This window comes from Hoeflea sp. (assembly GCF_039975035.1).
In the GTDB taxonomy this organism is placed as follows: domain Bacteria; phylum Pseudomonadota; class Alphaproteobacteria; order Rhizobiales; family Rhizobiaceae; genus Hoeflea.
On sequence record NZ_JBDWHW010000151.1, the window covers coordinates 67,275 to 85,360 of the forward strand.

Annotated in this window: 19 protein-coding genes; 6 read left to right on the forward strand and 13 right to left on the reverse strand. The window is 60.8% G+C overall.

What is annotated here, in order from left to right; translation table 11 throughout:
* Positions 1–19: 19 nt before the first annotated feature.
* Positions 20–964, reverse strand: a complete 945-nt coding sequence (locus ABJN75_RS13535) for a PhnD/SsuA/transferrin family substrate-binding protein (protein WP_348440115.1) — start codon at positions 962–964, stop codon at positions 20–22.
* A 131-nt stretch (positions 965–1,095) separates the two neighbouring features.
* Between ABJN75_RS13535 and ABJN75_RS13540 the strand changes: the two genes are divergently transcribed.
* The 4 genes from ABJN75_RS13540 to ABJN75_RS13555 all read left to right on the forward strand — a co-directional run bounded on the left by ABJN75_RS13540 (position 1,096) and on the right by ABJN75_RS13555 (position 4,836).
* Positions 1,096–2,316: a phosphopentomutase gene (locus ABJN75_RS13540; RefSeq protein WP_348440116.1), complete on the forward strand. Its 1,221-nt coding sequence runs from the start codon at positions 1,096–1,098 to the stop codon at positions 2,314–2,316.
* Entirely contained in the window at positions 2,313–3,284 is a 972-nt protein-coding gene (locus ABJN75_RS13545; RefSeq protein ID WP_348440117.1) for an adenosine deaminase, read from the forward strand. The genes ABJN75_RS13540 and ABJN75_RS13545 overlap by 4 nt, the downstream gene beginning before the upstream one ends.
* Before the next feature lie 182 nt (positions 3,285–3,466).
* Positions 3,467–4,096, forward strand: coding sequence for a uracil phosphoribosyltransferase (upp, locus tag ABJN75_RS13550; protein ID WP_348440118.1), 630 nt, complete (start codon positions 3,467–3,469; stop codon positions 4,094–4,096).
* Positions 4,097–4,269: 173 nt separating this feature from the next.
* Entirely contained in the window at positions 4,270–4,836 is a 567-nt protein-coding gene (locus tag ABJN75_RS13555) for a TIGR02281 family clan AA aspartic protease (RefSeq protein WP_348440119.1), read from the forward strand.
* Between the two features lie 2 nt (positions 4,837–4,838).
* Here the strand turns inward: ABJN75_RS13555 and deoA are convergent, their stop codons facing one another.
* The 7 genes from deoA to ABJN75_RS13590 are packed head-to-tail and all read right to left on the reverse strand — an operon-like array spanning position 4,839 to position 11,768.
* Positions 4,839–6,149 carry a thymidine phosphorylase gene (gene deoA, locus ABJN75_RS13560; protein ID WP_348440120.1) on the reverse strand — a complete coding sequence of 437 codons (1,311 nt, stop codon included), beginning with the start codon at positions 6,147–6,149 and terminating at the stop codon, positions 4,839–4,841.
* A gap of 2 nt (positions 6,150–6,151) precedes the next feature.
* Positions 6,152–6,922, reverse strand: a complete 771-nt coding sequence (deoC, locus tag ABJN75_RS13565; RefSeq protein ID WP_348440150.1) for a deoxyribose-phosphate aldolase — start codon at positions 6,920–6,922, stop codon at positions 6,152–6,154.
* A 4-nt stretch (positions 6,923–6,926) separates the two neighbouring features.
* Positions 6,927–7,736: a purine-nucleoside phosphorylase gene (locus ABJN75_RS13570; RefSeq protein WP_348440121.1), complete on the reverse strand. Its 810-nt coding sequence runs from the start codon at positions 7,734–7,736 to the stop codon at positions 6,927–6,929.
* The gene (locus ABJN75_RS13575) at positions 7,733–8,125 is read right to left on the reverse strand and encodes a cytidine deaminase (RefSeq protein ID WP_348440122.1); all 393 of its coding nucleotides are present in this window, start codon (positions 8,123–8,125) and stop codon (positions 7,733–7,735) included. Before ABJN75_RS13575 ends, ABJN75_RS13570 begins: the two co-directional genes overlap by 4 nt.
* A 1-nt stretch (position 8,126) precedes the next feature.
* On the reverse strand, positions 8,127–9,098 hold the full coding sequence (locus tag ABJN75_RS13580) for an ABC transporter permease (protein WP_348440123.1): 972 nt from the start codon (positions 9,096–9,098) through the stop codon (positions 8,127–8,129).
* 4 nt (positions 9,099–9,102) lie between these two features.
* On the reverse strand, positions 9,103–10,236 hold the full coding sequence (locus ABJN75_RS13585; protein WP_348440124.1) for an ABC transporter permease: 1,134 nt from the start codon (positions 10,234–10,236) through the stop codon (positions 9,103–9,105).
* Complete coding sequence (locus ABJN75_RS13590; RefSeq protein WP_348440125.1) at positions 10,233–11,768, reverse strand: ABC transporter ATP-binding protein; 1,536 nt, start codon at positions 11,766–11,768, stop codon at positions 10,233–10,235. The genes ABJN75_RS13585 and ABJN75_RS13590 overlap by 4 nt, the downstream gene beginning before the upstream one ends.
* Positions 11,769–11,985: 217 nt before the next feature.
* Here ABJN75_RS13590 and ABJN75_RS13595 point away from each other — a divergent pair, with 217 nt between their 5' ends.
* On the forward strand, positions 11,986–12,420 hold the full coding sequence (locus ABJN75_RS13595; RefSeq protein ID WP_348440126.1) for a thioesterase family protein: 435 nt from the start codon (positions 11,986–11,988) through the stop codon (positions 12,418–12,420).
* A complete protein-coding gene (locus ABJN75_RS13600) occupies positions 12,417–12,647 on the forward strand; it encodes a SlyX family protein (RefSeq protein ID WP_348440127.1) in 231 nt (76 codons plus the stop codon). Before ABJN75_RS13595 ends, ABJN75_RS13600 begins: the two co-directional genes overlap by 4 nt.
* 39 nt (positions 12,648–12,686) lie before the next feature.
* Here ABJN75_RS13600 and ABJN75_RS13605 read toward each other — a convergent pair whose 3' ends face one another.
* From ABJN75_RS13605 to ABJN75_RS13625, 5 genes are read right to left on the reverse strand one after another with little or no spacing between them, the layout of a single operon-like run.
* Positions 12,687–13,517 carry a hypothetical protein gene (locus ABJN75_RS13605; protein WP_348440128.1) on the reverse strand — a complete coding sequence of 277 codons (831 nt, stop codon included), beginning with the start codon at positions 13,515–13,517 and terminating at the stop codon, positions 12,687–12,689.
* Positions 13,517–15,127, reverse strand: a complete 1,611-nt coding sequence (locus tag ABJN75_RS13610; RefSeq protein WP_348440129.1) for a glycoside hydrolase family 43 protein — start codon at positions 15,125–15,127, stop codon at positions 13,517–13,519. Before ABJN75_RS13610 ends, ABJN75_RS13605 begins: the two co-directional genes overlap by 1 nt.
* Positions 15,124–16,167 carry an L-glyceraldehyde 3-phosphate reductase gene (gene mgrA, locus ABJN75_RS13615; RefSeq protein WP_348440130.1) on the reverse strand — a complete coding sequence of 348 codons (1,044 nt, stop codon included), beginning with the start codon at positions 16,165–16,167 and terminating at the stop codon, positions 15,124–15,126. Before mgrA ends, ABJN75_RS13610 begins: the two co-directional genes overlap by 4 nt.
* Before the next feature lie 2 nt (positions 16,168–16,169).
* Positions 16,170–17,315: a Gfo/Idh/MocA family oxidoreductase gene (locus ABJN75_RS13620; protein WP_348440131.1), complete on the reverse strand. Its 1,146-nt coding sequence runs from the start codon at positions 17,313–17,315 to the stop codon at positions 16,170–16,172.
* A 5-nt stretch (positions 17,316–17,320) separates the two neighbouring features.
* A complete protein-coding gene (locus tag ABJN75_RS13625) occupies positions 17,321–18,073 on the reverse strand; it encodes a sugar phosphate isomerase/epimerase (protein WP_348440132.1) in 753 nt (250 codons plus the stop codon).
* Positions 18,074–18,086: the final 13 nt, after the last annotated feature.

The window sequence follows — 18,086 nt, forward strand, 5'->3', positions numbered from 1 at the left end:
GCTTGCCGGGTCAAAACAATCAGCGTCCGGAAAGTACCGCCGCCTCATTGTCGGGCAGTTCTTCGATGAGACCCCTGACATTGCGGTAGTCTTCCGGACCAGGGGTGGCATACCCCCCGCCATAGACGGGTTCGAAAATGTCCAGCAGACCGGGAGCCGTGGCCGGCATCTGATCCAGAAACGTCCCCAGGGCATCGACCAGATCGTCGGGCAGCGACCGGAGCACCGCGTGCGGACCATAGGGAATGCGCTGGGACGACCAGAGCATCCGGAGCGGATCGGAGCTCATGATCGCGGACTGGTTCCAGCCACCATAAAGCAGCTTTACGTTCAGGCCAGCATCTCCGGGCCTGTCAGGTATCCAGGCAAAAAACCCGTCAATATCGCCAGCCTGATACAGCGCGATCACCGACCCGACGCTGCCGGCGCGAACCAATTGCGGCGCGTCAAGTCCGCCAGACCGAATTGCCTGTTGCGGTATCTGCCAGCCGGAAAACGAATCTTCCCGGGAATAGGCCACCTTGAGATCGGCAACCGGCTTGTTGACGCTGTCGCGAACCACGAGCACGGACCTGAAACCGGTCGAACCATCGGCGGCAACCGGACTTCGAAACGCCTCAACGCAACCGCACACCGCATCGGTGGCGGCATATGAGCGGGTTGAATGAATGGCGTAACCGACACGACCGCTGGCATGCGCGTCAATCAATGCTGCATAACTGCCCAGCTTGATGATTTCCACCGGAATTCCCAGCGCGGAAGCAAACGCGGAACGAACCGCTTCGAGCTTGGCGGGGTCAACCGCGGCGACATGAGCCTCGACAAGGCCGATCCGCAAGACCGGGACAGATTCGCGGTAATTCGCGCGCGCGGGAGACACCATGAACATGGCCATTCCGATGGCCGCCCAGCAGAGCGTCCGGAGAAAGCCCAAAGACGTGGCGGCAAGCTTCATCACAATCATGGTCAACTCATATCACGGCTGCGCCAAGTTGCGCGGATATGGTGAAAACAAGGTTACCATGCCAGGATTGGCCTGACCCTTCCGGTGCCGGCCGAATCCGGCTAACTTGCGGGTGATCTGGAGATTCTCACATGGCGCGTGCATTCCTGTTTGTTCTTGATTCCTTTGGCATCGGCGGGGCGCCGGACGCGGAGGCTTACGGCGATCTCGGCGCCAACACGCTAGGCCATATCGCGGAGCAATGCGCCGGGGGCCTGGCCGACCGCCCGGGCCTGCGCGAGGGACCGTTGTCGTTGCCGCATATGCAATCGCTCGGATTGGCCGAAGCGGCGCTGGCTGCATCAGGCAATATCCCTTCGGGATGGGCGCTTGCAGCCCGGCCGCGCGGCATATACGGCGCGGCCAGCGAAGTCTCCCATGGCAAGGATACGCCATCGGGACATTGGGAAATGGCCGGACAACCGGTGATGTTCGACTGGGGCTATTTTCCCGATGAGGGGCCGGCTTTCAGCGATGAGTTGGTCGCCGCAGTCATATCCGAGGGCAACCTGCCGGGGATCTTGGGAAATTGTCACGCGTCCGGCACCGAAATCATCGCAAAGCTTGGTGCCGAGCATATCAGGACCGGCAAGCCGATTTGCTACACGTCATCGGATTCGGTGTTTCAGATCGCCGCGCACGAGGACAGCTTCGGGCTGCAGCGGTTGCTCGATCTGTGTCAGATCGTGCGCAAGCTGGTCGATCCGCTGAATATCGGCCGCGTGATTGCGCGCCCTTTTGTCGGGTCGGCGGAAACTGGCTTCGACCGCACCGGCAACCGCCGGGATTTTTCCGTACCTCCACCGGGGCCAACATTGCTCGACCACGTCAAGGACAGCAGTCATCGCGTCTTTGGCGTCGGCAAGATCAGCGATATTTTTGCTCATCAGGGCGTCACCGACGTCCGCAAGGCCAGCGGCAATGCCGCGCTTTTCGAGGCGACACTGAAAGCCACGCAAGACGCCGGGGATGGCGATCTCGTATTCACCAATTTTGTCGATTTCGACATGCTGTACGGTCATCGCCGCGATGTCGCCGGATATGCCGCGGCGCTGGAAGCGTTCGACGCCATGTTGCCGCGTTTTGCCAAACTGCTGAAACCTGGCGACCTTGTGCTGATGACCGCGGACCATGGCTGCGACCCGACCTGGCGCGGAACGGACCATACTCGTGAACGCGTGCCGATTCTGGGCTTCGGTCCCGGAGTGGCGGCGCGCAACATAGCTGTGCGCACGACATATGCCGATATCGGAGCAACGCTGGCGCGGCATCTGGGCCTGGCCGCGGGCGCAAGCGGGCGGAGTTTCCTGTGACCGGAGCAGTCAAAAAGGCCGAGTTGCATTGCCATATCGAAGGGGCGGCTTCCGCTGCGCTGGTCAAGGCTCAAGCCCGGAAATACAATGCCGATGTGTCCGGTTTCATTTCCGGCGACAGCTATATCTGGTCCGACTTCACGGAATTTCTTGCCGCTTATGACGGTGCGGCTTCGCTGTTTCGCGACGAGAAGGATTATGCGTTGCTGGCGCGCAGCTACCTTGAGGGAATTGCCGCGGAAAATGCGATCTACGCCGAGATCTTCGTGTCACCGGATCATGCCATCGCCGGGGGATTGTCCCCTTCTGCCTATTTTGACGGTTTGGCTGAAGGCATCGCCGAGGCCAAGGCATCAACCGGTATCGAGTGCCGGATGATCATCGTCGGGGTACGGCATCTGGGTGCCGAAAAGGTCGAAGCGGCAGCCCAGTTGGCAAGCACGCGGCCGCACCCGCTGATTACCGGATTCGGAATGGCCGGCGAAGAACGTTTCGGCAAGGTCGCCGATTTTGCCCGCGCCTTTGATATTGCCCGGGACGCGGGACTTGGCCTCACCATCCATGCCGGGGAACTTGCCGGTCCGGAAAGCGTGCGCGACGCGCTTGATCTAGTCCGGCCGGCGCGGATCGGTCACGGGGTTCGCGCCATCGAGGACGAGGCGCTGGTCAGGAGAATTGCTGCGGATAACGTTGTTCTGGAAGTCTGTCCCGGGTCCAATCTGGCGCTCAACCTCTATCCCGACATGTCCCGGCACCCGTTTGACCGGTTGCTGCGCGCTGGCGTGAAAGTGACGCTGAGCTCTGATGACCCGCCTCATTTCGGATCTTCCATAGGCCGGGAGTACCGGATGGCGGCGGAGACTTGGGGTTACACCGCAGCACAATTGACCTCGATAACCCGGACTTCCATTGAAGCGGCCTTTGTTGATGAACCAACACGCGCAATTCTCTTGGGACAGCTTGACTGAAATGGGCTTGGGCGGTTGCCGGAACCAGTCAATCGGTGTCTAAATCAGGATGAATTTGCATTGCGCTCCCGGAGAATTTCCAGGTTGGAGCCGGTGATGATGGTTTTACAGGCGGGACTTTATCCGTGCATTGGTTCTGGTGATCAACGCGGTGTCCGGTCATAGCTTGAAGGCAGGGCAACATGGACGGCGTCACAGTTATCGATCATCCGCTGGTGCAGCACAAACTCACCATCATGCGCAAGAAGGAGACCTCAACGGCAGGTTTCCGGCGGCTGTTGAGGGAAATTTCCACGCTGCTGTGCTATGAGGTCACCCGCGATCTTGAACTCACGATGGAGCGGATCGAAACGCCGCTGACCGCAATCGACGCTCCGGTACTCGAAGGCAAGAAGCTTGTGTTCGCCTCGATCCTGCGCGCCGGCAACGGCCTGCTGGAAGGCATGCTGGATCTGGTTCCCTCGGCACGGGTCGCCCATATCGGGGTTTACCGTGACCACGAGACGCTGGAAGCGATCGAGTATTACTTCAAGGCCCCTGAAGATATCGCCAACCGGCTGGTGATCGTGGTCGATCCCATGCTCGCCACCGGCAATTCCTCCATCGCCTCGATTGAAAAGCTGAAGGAACGCGGCGCGCGCAACATCCGGTTCCTGTGTCTGCTTGCGGCACCGGAAGGGATCCGCAATTTCCAGACGGCACATCCCGATGTGCCGATCTTTACGGCCTCCATCGACAGCCATCTCAATGAGTTGGGCTATATCGTTCCCGGTCTGGGTGATGCCGGGGATCGGATGTACGGCACCAAGTAGGAGTGCTGGTTCCATCGACCGCTTTACTACCTATGTGAGCGGCAGACTCCCAGCAGCCCGGAGATTTGGAGCTCCTTAACCAATCCCGCGATTTTCGGCGCGAGCAAGCGCGGGATTCATCCGCTGTTAGCGCCATGCCTGTTTATTGGGCCGGTAGTTTCGGGAGTACCGGCATGTTCAAGAATCTGTTCCTTATTTGCTGCACGGTGCTGGTTGTGTCGGGCCTGCCCTATTATGCGCAGGATATTTCGGCGTTTCTGTCCAGGGATGCGCCCAGGCACGCTCCAGTGGAATCCGTATCCCCGCAGCCAGTGGCTGCTTCGGTTCAAGCTGTCCCCGCCAAGCCCCTGGCACATTATGCAACCGGAATCCGGGCGGCCAGCATACCGATGAGCCGTGACGGCCATTTTACCTCTGATTTCCATATCAACGGCCGTTATGTGCGCGGGCTGATCGATACCGGGGCTACCTATGTGGCCGTCAACCGGACGACCGCGCGCAATCTCGGTATCGGGCTGGCCAATTCGGATTTCAATCAACAGGTCCGCACCGCCAACGGCCTGACAAATGCCGCGCTTGTCACGATAGACCGCATCGAAATCGGTTCGATTTCGGTCAACAATGTCCAGGCCTTCGTGCTTGACGACGAGGCGCTTTCCGCGACCCTGATCGGCATGAGCTTCATGTCAAAGCTGCAATCCTACCGGGTCACCAACAACACGCTCGAGCTGGTCAATTAGGATCAATCCTGACGGCTCAGGATCACCTGGGACGGTTTTGGCGGAGCGTCCCCGATTCTCACCGCCAGGCGCAATTGGTCCCGCGCCGCCGCCAGCTGATTGTCGTCTCTGGCATGAACCAGAGCGATCGCCGTATCCTTTTCGACCCTGGCGCCGATGGGCAGCAACCCCGTCAGTCCCACCGCGTGATCGACAGGATCTCCCGGACGGGTGCGGCCGCCCCCGAGCGCCACGACGCAAAGCCCGATGCCCCGTGTGTCATACCCGGTAACATATCCGTCCCGTCCGGCCAGGCAGTCCGCGACGACCGGCGCAGAGTCCAGATGCCTGCCGGGATCTGCAAGAAAGTCCTTCGGTCCGCCGAGCTCGCGAACCATCCGGTCGAACGTCTCGGCGGCACTTCCATCTTCCAGCGCCGCGAGCGCGCGAGCCCTGCCTTCATCCGGACCCGCAACCAGCCCGCCCGATACCAGCATCTCCGCGGCTAGGGCGAGCGTGACCTCCTGCAAGCGGCTGTCGCGCGCGGCGCCGGTGAGAAAGTCGGCTGCATTCGTAACTTCGACCGCATTGCCGGCCGCACTCGCCAGCGGCTGGTTCATATCGGTCACCAGAGCCGTTGTCGGCATGCCTGCGCCAACGGCCACCTCGACCAGGGACCGGGCCAGTTCAAGCGCGCGATCGGGATTGTCCATGAACGCGCCGTTGCCGCATTTGACATCCAGCACCAGGGCTCCAAGTCCGGCGGCAAGCTTTTTCGACAGAATGGACGCGGTGATCAAGGGGACGGATTCGACCGTGGCGGTTACATCACGAATGCCATAGAAACGCTTGTCGGCGGGCGCCAGGTTTCCGGTCTGGCCGATAATCGCGCACCCCGCGGAACCCACAACCCTTCGGAAAAGGGCATTGTCCGGCATCGCGGTGTAACCGGGGATGGATTCCATCTTGTCGAGGGTTCCGCCGGTGTGGCCAAGTCCCCGGCCCGAGATCATGGGCACGGCCAACCCGCAAGCCGCCGCGATCGGAGCCAGCATCAGGGAAACATTATCGCCGACGCCGCCGGTCGAATGCTTGTCGACCACAGGCCGGTCCAGTTCGGGCCAGGACAGAACCTCACCCGAATCGCGCATCGAGAGAGTGAGGGCCACTGCCTCTTCGCGGCTCATGCCCTGAAAGAAAATTGCCATGGCCAGCGCCGCGACCTGTCCCTCGGTGACGCTTCCATCGGTGAGGCCGCGGACAAAGGCGGCGATATCGGCGGGCTCCAGCTTGCCGCCGTCGCGCTTGGTCCGGATGATTTCCTGGGTGAGCATCGTCAGTACCCCGCTTCCTGATCCGACGCGGGTGAACCATTCCCCAGCGTGGAAAGAATATCGCCGAGCAACCCGGACGCGCCAAAACGGAAGGTCTCGGGCGAAACCCAGCCAGGACCCATGATCTCCTGGCACAGCGCAAAATAGGCGCGGGCATCATCGACGGTGCGGATGCCGCCCGCCGGTTTGAAACCCGCTTTCCGGCCCGATCTGCGGATTGCCGTGAGCATGATGCGGGCCGCCTCAAGCGTTGCGTTGACGGCGACCTTGCCGGTCGATGTCTTGATGAAGTCCGCGCCTTCTTCCAGTGCGATATCGGAAGCGCGGGCGATCAGTCCGGGATCCTTGAGTTCCCCCGTTTCCAGTATGGTCTTGAGTCTGGCCGGCACCGCAGCACGGACCGCGCTGATCATCGCCCGCACAGCCTGCTCATCGCCACGGATAAACGCCTTCCAGGGGATGACAAGATCGATTTCATCGGCGCCGTCTGCAATGGCGCAACTGGTCTCACGCACCACCTCATCCACCGGCAAATCACCCGAGGGGAAATTGACCACCGTCGCAATTCGGACCGGCGAGCCCGCTCCAAGTCTCAGGCGGGCCGCAGCAACGTATCTCGGCCATATGCAAACAGCTGCGGTTGAGCCCGCTTGACTGGTTGACCGGTCAACCAGCGCCAGAGTTGCCTCCTCGGTCGCCGTATCGCCAAGCTCGGTCAGATCCAGGCAGGCCAGCGCTGCCGCAGCCACGGATTTGGATGAGTTCAGATCAATTGCTTCAGCCATGAGAAAGGTCCGGTTTGTCCAGCATTGCAGTCAGGATGGACGTGAGCCGCTTGCCGCCAATGGGGGCCATGTCCTTGGTTTCCTGGTGGCTGAGTTCGCCTCCAGTCATTCCGGCAGCGTAATTGGTGATCACGGAGGCCGCTGCCACCTTCATGCCGAGAAAACGGGCAAGAATGACTTCGGGAACCGTCGACATGCCGACAGCGTCCGCACCCAAGGTCCGCGCCATGCGGATTTCCGCCGGTGTTTCGAAGCTCGGGCCCGAGAACCACATATAGACGCCTTCATGCAACTGGGTTCCGGTGGCGTGGGCCGCCGCTTTCATGCGTTCGGCAAGATCGGCGTCATAGGCGTTGGTCATGCCGACAAAGCGCCGGTCACTGGGTTCGCCAAACAGCGGATTCGCACTGGCAAAATTGATGTGATCGGTAATCCTCATGACCGATCCGGGCGGAATGTCCTGGCGCAGGGATCCGGCGGAATTTGTCAGGATCAGGCTTGTCACACCGATGCCCTGCAAGGCCTCGAGCGGCACACGCATGGCATCTGCCTTGCCATGCTCGTAATAATGCACCCGGCCTGACAGCATGATCACCGGAGTGGTGCCAATATGTCCGGCGACAACCTCGCCCGCATGACCGGAAACACCGCTTTGGGGAAAACCCGGCAGATCGCCATAGGCGATCCGCACCGGATCCTGCACGGTCTCGACCAGCGAGCCCAGGCCGGAACCCAGCACAATCGCATGGCGCGGCATCCGGCCACGCAAACGGTCTGTCAGAACATCCATGACGGCACTCATCCGATAACCTCTGTTTCGAAGGCGTAAGGCAGCAATTCATCCATCCTGAGCGTTTTCCTGATCCCTTCGGCATCGCACAGATGCACCAGTGTGCCGGGTTCGGCGAATTCCGCCAACCGCTGCCGGCAGCCGCCGCACGGGGTGCAGAGATCGAGCTTTTCGGCGATCACCGCGACTTCTCGGATCCGGGTTCTGCCGGCCATGACCATATGGCTGATTGCGGTGGTTTCTGCGCACCAGCCCTCCGGAAACGAAATCACCTCTATATTGGCTCCGGCATGGATCGATCCGTCATCGGCGCGAATGGCGGCGCCGACCGGAAATTTCGAATAGGGAGCATGGCACCTTGCCATGGCGTCGCGGGCGGCTTCAAACAGATCGCGGGTCATATCATCGCTCCTTGACATAAGGCACGCCGCCAGCGCGCGGCGGGATGGCCTTGCCGATAAAGCCGGCCAGCAGGATCACAGTCAGCATGTAGGGCAACGCCTGCATGAACTGGACCGGCACCACCCCGATGACCGGCAACTCGTTGCCCTGCATCCGGATCGACATGGCGTCGAGGAAGCCGAACAACAGGCAGGCAAACATGACGTTGACCGGCTTCCACTTGGCGAAAATCAACGCCGCAAGCGCAATGAAGCCCTTGCCGGCAGTCATGCCTTTGACAAAACCGGCGGTCATGGCCATCGATAGATAAGCTCCGGCAATGCCGCACAGGATGCCGCAGCAGATCACCGCCCGGTATCTGAGCCAGATCACCGAAATGCCGGCGGTGTCGACCGCGCCGGGGTTTTCGCCCACCGCACGCAGGCGAAGCCCGAACCGGGTCCGATAAAGCACCCACCAGGTGAACGGAACCAGTGCGAAGGCCAGATAGGTCAGCAGAAAATGGCCTGACAGGAGATTGGAGTAGATCGGCCCGAACACAGGGATATCGGCAATTTCCGCGGCAAAGGGCAATTCAACGGTGGTAAACCGCTCGCCCGCGCCCAGCTGGGGGGTTCTTCCGCCCTGCCGGAACCAGGCCTGACCGAGAATCACCGTGGCGCCAAGCGCGATGAAGTTGATCGCCACGCCCGAGACGATCTGATTGCCGCGCTGGGTGATGGACGCAAAGCCATGCACCAGCGCCAGGCACACCGACACCAGAATTGCGGCGCAGAGTCCGAGGAAGGCCGATCCGGTGACCGAAGCGGCGGCGCCGCCGGCAAAGGCCGCGGCAAGCATTTTTCCCTCGAGCCCGATATCGAAGATTCCGGCGCGCTCGGAGTAAAGCCCGGCAAGTGCTGCCAGTATCAATGGCGCGGAAACCCGCACGGTGGATTGCAGAATGACGATCAGCGTATCGAAATAATCCATGTGCTTACTCCGCCGCCGGCTGGGGCCGGTCGGCGCGAACCGCCCCCAAGGTTGCAAAAAACGTGGTGATGGCAGGCCGGAACATGTTTTCCATCGCGCCGGCGAACAAAATGACCAGACCCTGGATGATGGTGATCATGTCGCGTGAAATCTCCGGCATCTCGAACGAGATCTCGGCGCCGCCCTGATAGAGCATGCCGAACAGAATGGCCGCAGGAATGATGCCGGCCGGATGCGAGCGGCCCATCAGCGCCACGGCGATCCCGACAAATCCGGCCCCGCCGACGAAATCTAGCTGCATGGAGTGCTGGTCGCCCATGATCGGATTGAGCGCCATCATGCCTGCCAGCGCGCCGGACATCATCATGGTGATGATGATGATGCGGTGTTCGCGAATGCCCGCATAGACCGCAGCCGTCGGGCTATGACCCATTGTGCGGATTTCATAGCCAAGCTTGGTGCGCCAGATCACCACCCAAACGATGAAAGCCACGACCAGGGCCAGCAGGAACGACAGGTTGAACGGTGCGCCACCGATATCGAGACCGAAGGGTGACAACAGCCAATCCATTCGCGGCAATTGGCCGTTTTCGGCAAATTTGCGCGTTTGCGGCGCCATCGAGCCCGCCGGCTTGAGCACATCGACCAGCACATAGACCATCAGGCTTGAGGCGATGAAGTTGAACATGATCGTGGTGATCACCACATGGCTGCCGCGCTTGGCCTGCAGCCATCCCGGGATCAGGGCCCAGGCGCCGCCAGCCAGGGCGGAGCCGAGAATGGCGATCGGAAAAATCACATACCAGGGCGCAAACTGGTCGAGCCAGAGGCAGGGCAACACCACGCCGAGACCGGCGACATAGGCCTGACCCTCGCCACCGATGTTGAACAGGCCGCAATGGAACGCAACCGCGACGGCCAAGCCGGTAAAGATGAAATTGGTGGCGTAATAGAGCGTGAAACCGATGCCTTCACCGTAACCGAACGCTCCTTCGACCATTAGACTTGCGGCGCGCAGCGGACTCTGACCAACTGCCAGCACCACAAGGCCCGCGACCAGGAAAGCCACCGCCAGATTGATCAGCGGGATCAGGCCGTAGTCCACCCACGCGGGCAGTTTTGCGTAGGGTGCACTCATTCCGCCGCCTCCTTGGCGTCTTCCACTCCGGCCATCAGAAGGCCCAGTTCAGCCTCGCCCGTCTCGGGCAAGCGCTCGCCGACAATGCGGCCGTCAAACATCACCAGAACCCGGTCCGACAATGAGCGGATCTCGTCAAGCTCGACCGAGACCAGCAGCACCGCCTTGCCGGCGTCACGCATCTCGATGATCCGCTTGTGGATGAATTCAATGGCGCCGACATCAACGCCGCGAGTCGGCTGGCCAATGATGAGAACAGCTGGATCGCGCTCCATTTCGCGGGCCAGCACAATCTTCTGCTGGTTGCCGCCGGAGAAATTCGCCGTCTTCAATCGCGGGTTGGGCGGGCGAATGTCATATTTTTCGATCTTCTCGACGGCATCCTTGCGGATCGCGTCGATGTCGAGGAACACGCCGTTGAGATATTTCGGATCGTCGTGATAGCCGAGGATCGAGTTTTCGCTTTCATCGAACTTCAGCACCAGGCCCATATGCTGGCGGTCTTCCGGGACATGGGCCAAACCCCGTTGCCGCAACTCTGCTGCATCGGCTTTTCCGGTGACATTGATCGGCTCGCCCTTCAGCAACACCTTGCCCTTGACCGCACGGCGAATACCGGAAATGGCCTGCAGCAGTTCGGACTGGCCATTGCCCGCAACGCCTGCTATGCCGACGATCTCGCCGGCGCGCACCTGGAAGGACACATCCTTGACCATGTCGACGCCGCGGCTGTCGCGCACGGTCAGGTTATCAACCGAAAACAGCACCTCGCCGGGCGAAGCGGGCCTCTTGTCGACCTGCAGCAGCACACGGCGGCCGACCATGAGTTCGGCCAGTTCCTCCACGGAAGTTTCCGATGTTGTCCGGGTCGCCACCATTTCGCCGCGCCGCATCACCGATACCTCGTCGGTAACCGCCATGATCTCGCGCAATTTGTGGGTGATCAGCAAGATGGTCTTGCCCTGGGCCTTGAGCTGCTCGAGAATACGAAACAGGTGATCGGCTTCAGCCGGGGTCAGCACACCGGTGGGTTCGTCGAGAATCAGGATTTCCGCGCCGCGATACAGCGCCTTGAGGATCTCGACCCGCTGCTGCAGGCCGACCGGGAGTTCTTCAATGATCGCCTCCGGATCGACCTCGAGTTCATATTCATGCTCGAGCCGTTTGAGTTCATGGCGCGCCTTGGCAATGCCTGCATTGAGGATCTGGCTGCCCTCGGCGCCAAGCATGATATTCTCGAGCACGGTAAAGTTCTCCACCAGCATGAAGTGCTGATGGACCATGCCGATGCCGGCACCGATAGCGGCATCGGGATCCTTGATCACGATTTTCTTGCCATTGACGAAAACGTCGCCGCTGTCGGCCTGGTAGAAGCCATAGAGAATCGACATCAAGGTTGATTTGCCAGCGCCGTTCTCGCCGATAATGCCGTGAATGGTGCCCTTGCGGACGCTCAGATTGATGTTTTTGTTGGCGTGAACGAGGCCGAACTTCTTGTCGATCCCCTTGAGTTCAATGGCAATGTCGTTCATGTCACCTCGTCATTTTCAAGGTTGGCCATCGCCGCCCCTCTCACGGTCGCGACCTTTGGCGTAGTCTCGACAGTTCTGGATGCAAAGTCCAGAATCATTTGGGAAGAGAACTGTACAGCCCCTTGTTTTCAACATAATCGCAAGGCTGCTTGATGATGGCGGCACGGCGGTGACCGAGGGGCTTGCCAACCGCGATTCTTCGTGGTGAATGCCGTCAATGACACGCACTCCACCTCCCGTTCGAACCGGTTTCAAGCTTTTTCGAAGCCTTCAGACCCGCTGGGCTGACAATGATATTTATGGCCACATGAACAATGTGGTGCATTATCAGCTGTTTGATACCGCCATCAATGAATGGCTGATTGAAGCCGGCCTGCTAGATCCACTGAACGGGAGTATTGTCGGACTGGTGGTCGAAACCGGTTGCCGCTACCACGCCGAAGCGATGTTTCCGGACCGGATCGTCGCCGGTATTGCTGTGTTCCGGCTTGGCGGATCGTCGGTAACCTACACTATCGCGCTGTTTCGCAATGATGAAGATACCGCGTTCGCCGATGGCAAGTTCGTTCATGTCTATGTTGACCGCGCGACGCGGCGGCCGGTGCAATTGCCCGAACCCTGGCGCGCGAAACTGGGAGAGATCAGCCAATGACCCGGAAAGATGGTGCAGACATGGATGTTGAATCCCGGCTGGTGCGGCTTGAAGAACTGGTGGCGCATCAACAGGCGGCAATCGAGGATTTGTCACGTCAATTGACGGAAGGCTGGAAGCAGAGCGAGAAACTCCGGGTCGAACTGGCGCGGCTCAATGACCGCTTTCAGGATATGGAAGACCAGACCGGAAGCCCTCCGGCCAATCAGCCGCCGCCGCACTGGTAAGCCGGCCACACGAAAGACCTCGAGGCTTACACAAAGCCTTTATGCACCGTTCCGCCGGTAGCGGACAAAGGCGAAGCGGCCGCCATCGGGCGACCAACACGGCACGTTGATCGTCCCCTGGCCGCCAAACAGCGCCAGCAATGTGCGCACAGAACCATCCACCATATCCACCAGGCGCAATTCGACCTCGCAATCGCGCGGATGGCCTTCGGTTCCCGGCTCGTAGCTGAGATAGAGCACCGACCGGCCATCGGGTGCGGGATGGGGAAACCAGTTGACCCGGCTGTCGGCAGTCATTTGCTCCGGTGCACCTCCTGTCGATCGGATCCGCCACAGATCCATGCTGCCGCCACGGTCGGAATTGAACCAGACCCAGACGCCGTCCGGGGAATAATCCGGACCGTCATAATGCCCTCCGCCGCTGATAAGCTGCCGCTCGGGGCCGCCATCAACGCCGATTGTATAGATGCCGAAGCTGCCATCGCGGCGACCGACATAGACGAGCACGCTGCCGTCGGGCGCCCAGCCATGCCACCAGGAGGGAACCTCAGCGGTGATGCGGCGCGGAATGCCGCCGGTGATCGGCAGAACCCAGATACAGGACTGACCGGTGCCGGTGGAATCGCTGATCACCAGCCGCGTTCCATCCGGGGAGACGCCGTGATCATTGTTGCAGCGAACCGCGGGGCCGGTGTCGATCAAAACAAGCTCCGGCGCATCCAGCGGAACACGGAACATGCGGCCATCGCCATTGACAATCAACTCCGCGCCATCCGGCGTCCAGTTGGGCGCCTCGATCAATTGGTCGGTTGCCAGCACCTGTTCCACCGCGCCGCTGGCGAGCTCATAGATGCACAACTGGCTGCGCATCACGCGTCCCCGGGGATATAGGTGAACTGCTTGAAATCAGCCGTGATCACACTGCCGGAGGTGTCAAAGGCAGCCATGCCGGTGAAGGCTCCGGTAAAGGATGCATGTTCGCCACGCCCGCCTTCATCCGAGATCACGCTGGCGTCGAGGACGGGTCCGACAGGTTTCCAGTCCTCGCCAGACAGCCGGCAGTGGAACTGCAGGTCCGCGCCATCAACGCTCATGGCCAGATCAACCGGGCCATCCCCGGGCAAGGTGACCGGATTGTCGAGCGGAAACTCCAGCTTGCCATCCGGCCAGTCGCCAGGGCAGCTCAGGATGGTGAGAACGCGGCCCAGATCTTCGTGCCAGGTCACGGCCAGGAAATGGAACTTGTGCCGGTTGTAATAATGCACCAGTCCGGCGGCCTGCTGAAAGTTGCGCGGCAAGAAGGACACCGACGTTTCGGCACGGAAGCCCAGATGCTGCTGGCGTCTCGCCACCAGTGCCTGTTCGAACCAGCTGCCGATCGATTCGCGCGCGTGCAAGCGCAGGGCTGACCCGGTCATGGAGAAAATCCGCTCAGGACAGGGTGTCCTGAGCCATTGGAATTCCTCCGGCAACGTGGCGCCGTTGAAATCGCGGTGGATGACTTCGTCGGGCAATTTGCGGCTCGTGGGATCGGGGGCGGCAACCTCGACCGCAGGGATCAGACCGCCCTGGGCCAGACGCAACCAGCCGTCCTCGCCCCAGACACATTTCTGCAGGGCAGTTTCGCGGCCCAGCGGAGAGCGGTGGAGACCCGGCAAGGGCCGCGAACAGAGATGGGTGTGGTAGACCGCGCCATCAGGCGTCTCGACCATCTGGCCATGGCCGGCGCGCTGCAAAACCGCCTCCGGCGCATCCTTGGAGGTCATCACAAAGATGTCGGGATGCAGTTCATAAGGTCCGGCCAATGCGCGCGAGCGCGCCATGGTGACGGCATGATCATAACCGGTGCCGCCTTCAGCCACAGTCAGATAATACCATCCGTCTCGCCGGAACAGATGCGCGCCCTCGACCAGCCCGTGCGGACTGCCGGCAAAGATGTTGACCGGCTCGCCGACCAGCTTGCCGGCACTGCCATCGTATTCCTGCGCCAGAATACCGGCGAAAGCCGGGTGCTTCGGGTTTCCGCCAACCGAATCGGTGCGATGGTTCCAGACCATGTTGAGGAACCATTTGCGGCCGTCATCATCGTGAAACAGCGACGGGTCGAAGCCCGACGAGTTGACGTAGACCGAATCCGACCACGGTCCGGCAATATCCGGGGCGGTGACAATGTAATTGTGCGCGTCCTTGAAATTGCCGTCGAGCCGTTTGACGTCAGTGTAAACCAGCCAGAAAAGACCGTCGGCATAAGACAGGCACGGCGCCCAGATGCCGCAGGAATCGGGGTTGCCGCGCATGTCGAGCTGGCTGGCGCGGGTCAGCGGACGGCTGACAAGCCGCCAGTTGACCAGATCCGTCGAGTGATGGATCTGAACGCCGGGATACCATTCGAAGGTGGAAGTGGCGATAAAATAGTCCGGTCCTGCCCGGCAGATCGAAGGGTCCGGATTGAAGCCGGGCAGGATCGGATTGATGATCATTTTCTCGCAGGTCCCTTGCGCTCGGAGGATGCCGCCCACAGGTTGATGTCGGCGTCGCGGGCATAGGTATCGATTTCAGCGAGCTCGGCCTCGGTGAAATCCTGATTGGCCAGCGCGCCGACGCAATCGATGATCTGCTGCGGCTTGCTGGCGCCGATCAGCGCCGTGGTGACGCGACCGCCGCGAAGCACCCAGGCAAGCGCCATCTGCGCCAGCGTCTGGCCGCGGCGCTTGGCGATCTCGTTGAGCGCGCGAATGTTGCCGAGATTGCGCTCGTTGAGAAAACCGGCATTGAGCGACTTGTGCTGTGCGGCACGGCTGTCCTCGGGAATACCGCCCAGATATTTGCCGGTCAGCATGCCCTGGGCCAGCGGCGAGAAGACAATCGAGCCGATGCCTTCTTCCTCGAGGGTGTCGAGCAGACCATCATCCTCGACCCAGCGATTGATCATCGAATAGCTAGGCTGATGAATCAGACACGGCGTGCCAAGCTGCTTGAGGATCGCGGCGGCTTCCTTGGTCCGCTTCGAGTTGTAGCTCGAAATCCCGGCATAGAGCGCCCGGCCTGAACGCACGATATGATCCAGCGCCAGCATGGTTTCCTCAAGCGGCGTCTCGGGATCGAAGCGGTGCGAATAGAAGATATCGACATAGTCGAGACCCATGCGCTTGAGGCTCTGGTCGCAACTCGAGACCAGATACTTGCGGCTGCCCCATTCGCCGTAGGGTCCGGGCCACATGCCGTAACCAGCCTTCGACGAGATCACCAGCTCATCGCGCAGGCCGTGGAAATCGGTTCTGAGGATTTCGCCAAAGGCGGTTTCGGCCGAACCGGGTGGCGGGCCGTAATTGTTGGCCAGATCGAAATGGGTGATGCCGAGGTCGAAGGCGGTGCGGCACAGATCTCGCTTGAGTTGATGCGGGGTATCCTCGCCGAAATTGTGCCACAGACCAAGCGAGATCGCCGGCAGCTTCAGGCCGGACCGGCCTACACGTCGGTAGCTCATGGTGTCATAGCGGTCGGGAGCAGGTGTCCACATGGTCAGACGTCTTTCTTGTTGAGGAGCGCCGCCGCCTCTTCAATACCGAGAGGTGCCGGTTGCTCGCAGCTGGTGGAGGGACGAATGAATTCGCCGGTTTCCCCAGAATGGAGGATCGCAGTCATCACGTCCACCACGTGCAGCGCAAACTCCAGCGAACAGCGGTGCGGCCGGTCTTCGAGAATGGCAAGAGCCATATCGGCCAGGCCGGCGGTGCGATAATTGGCCATCATGCCCTGTTTGTGTTCCTGATTGGGCACGCTGAAGGGATGATCCCATGCGGGCAGCTCGCCCTCCTTGCCATCGGACCCGATCAGCTCCACCTTTCCGCCGAAAAAATTCGGATCCGGAACGATCAGGCTGGCGTCGGTGCCGTAGAGTTCCATCGGGCGATGGCCATGGGTCTTGACGTCCCAACTGGCGCCAAGCGTGACAAGCGCACCATTGGCGAATTCGAGAACCGCGTGCACCGTGGTTGGCGTCTCGACCTTGATCATCTCACCAAACCGCGGCTCGGAGGTGATCTTGCGTTCCGGGCTGGGAACCGAGGTCATGGCGGCCACGCGCACGACCGGGCCGATCAGCTGAACCAGATTGGAAATGTAATAGGGGCCAAGGTCGAGAATCGGGCCGCCGCCGGGCTTGAAGAAGAAATCCGGGTTGGGATGCCAGTGCTCCATGCCCGGGCTGAGCACATGGCAGGTGCCGCCAGTGATCCGTCCGGCCGCACCGGTGTCGACCAGATGACGCGCCAGCTGATGGGCGCCGCCCAGGAACGTATCAGGCGCAGAACCGACCCTGACGCCCTGTTTGGCAGCGCGTTCGGCAAGATCCCGGCCTTCCTCAACCGAGAGCACGAATGGCTTTTCCGAATAGACATGTTTGCCGGCGTCGAGCACTTGGGCCGACACCGCGTAGTGCACGGCCGGAACGGTCAGGTTGACGACCATGTCGATGTCGGACGCGGCGAGCAGTCCCTCAACGCTTTCGGCGCGGATACCGTATTCATCGGCCCGCGTCTTTGCAGCGTCAGCATTGATATCGGCGCAGGCACGGACCTCGATGCCTTTGAACAATGGCGCGAGCTTGAGATAGGAGGTTGAAATATTGCCGCAGCCGATGATGCCGACGCCAAGAACATTTGCCATGACAGTTACTCTCCCTTGGCCTGAAGCCAGGCGATCGAGCGCTTGGCAAAACGGGTCGTATCCGACGGCTTGTCGTGTTCCATGATATAGAGGCGTTTCACCGGCGAAGCGCGCAACTGCCTGAGCAGTGCAGTCCAGTCGACGGTGCCGTGGCCGACATCGGCCCAACCGTCTTCATCCTCGCACTCGCCCTCCGGCGCGATGTCTTTGACGTGAACCGCAGTGATGCGGCTGTCATATCGCCTGATCCAGTCGGCTGGGTCGCCGCCGCCGCGGATGATCCAGGCGATGTCGGCTTCCCATTCGATGTCGGGCGCCAGGTCGAGAATAACCTGCATGGGCACTGTGCCGTCGGCCAGGGCGACGAATTCAAAGGCGTGATTGTGCCAGCCGAAGTTTAAACCATGGGCGCGAACCTTGACGCCGACTGCCTCGAGCCGGGCAGCGAAATCCTCCCAACCAGCGCGGTCGACAGGGCGCAATTCCTCGACCAGATGCGGGCAATAGATGGTCTTGATGCCCAAAACCTTCGCCTTGGCGAAGACGCCATCGAGATCGGTCTCCAATGCATCGATGGAGAAATGGCCCGACGGCATGGACAAGCCATTGGCATCCATGAGCGCGCGGAAGCCTGCCGGATCTTCATAGATGCCGCCAAAACCTTCAACCATTGTGTAGCCGGCTTCGGCAAGCATCTTCAGGACGTCCTGCCAGGGCTGGAAGTCGCGGGCACTGTAAAGCTGGAACGAATAGGTCATGGCGTTGTCTTTC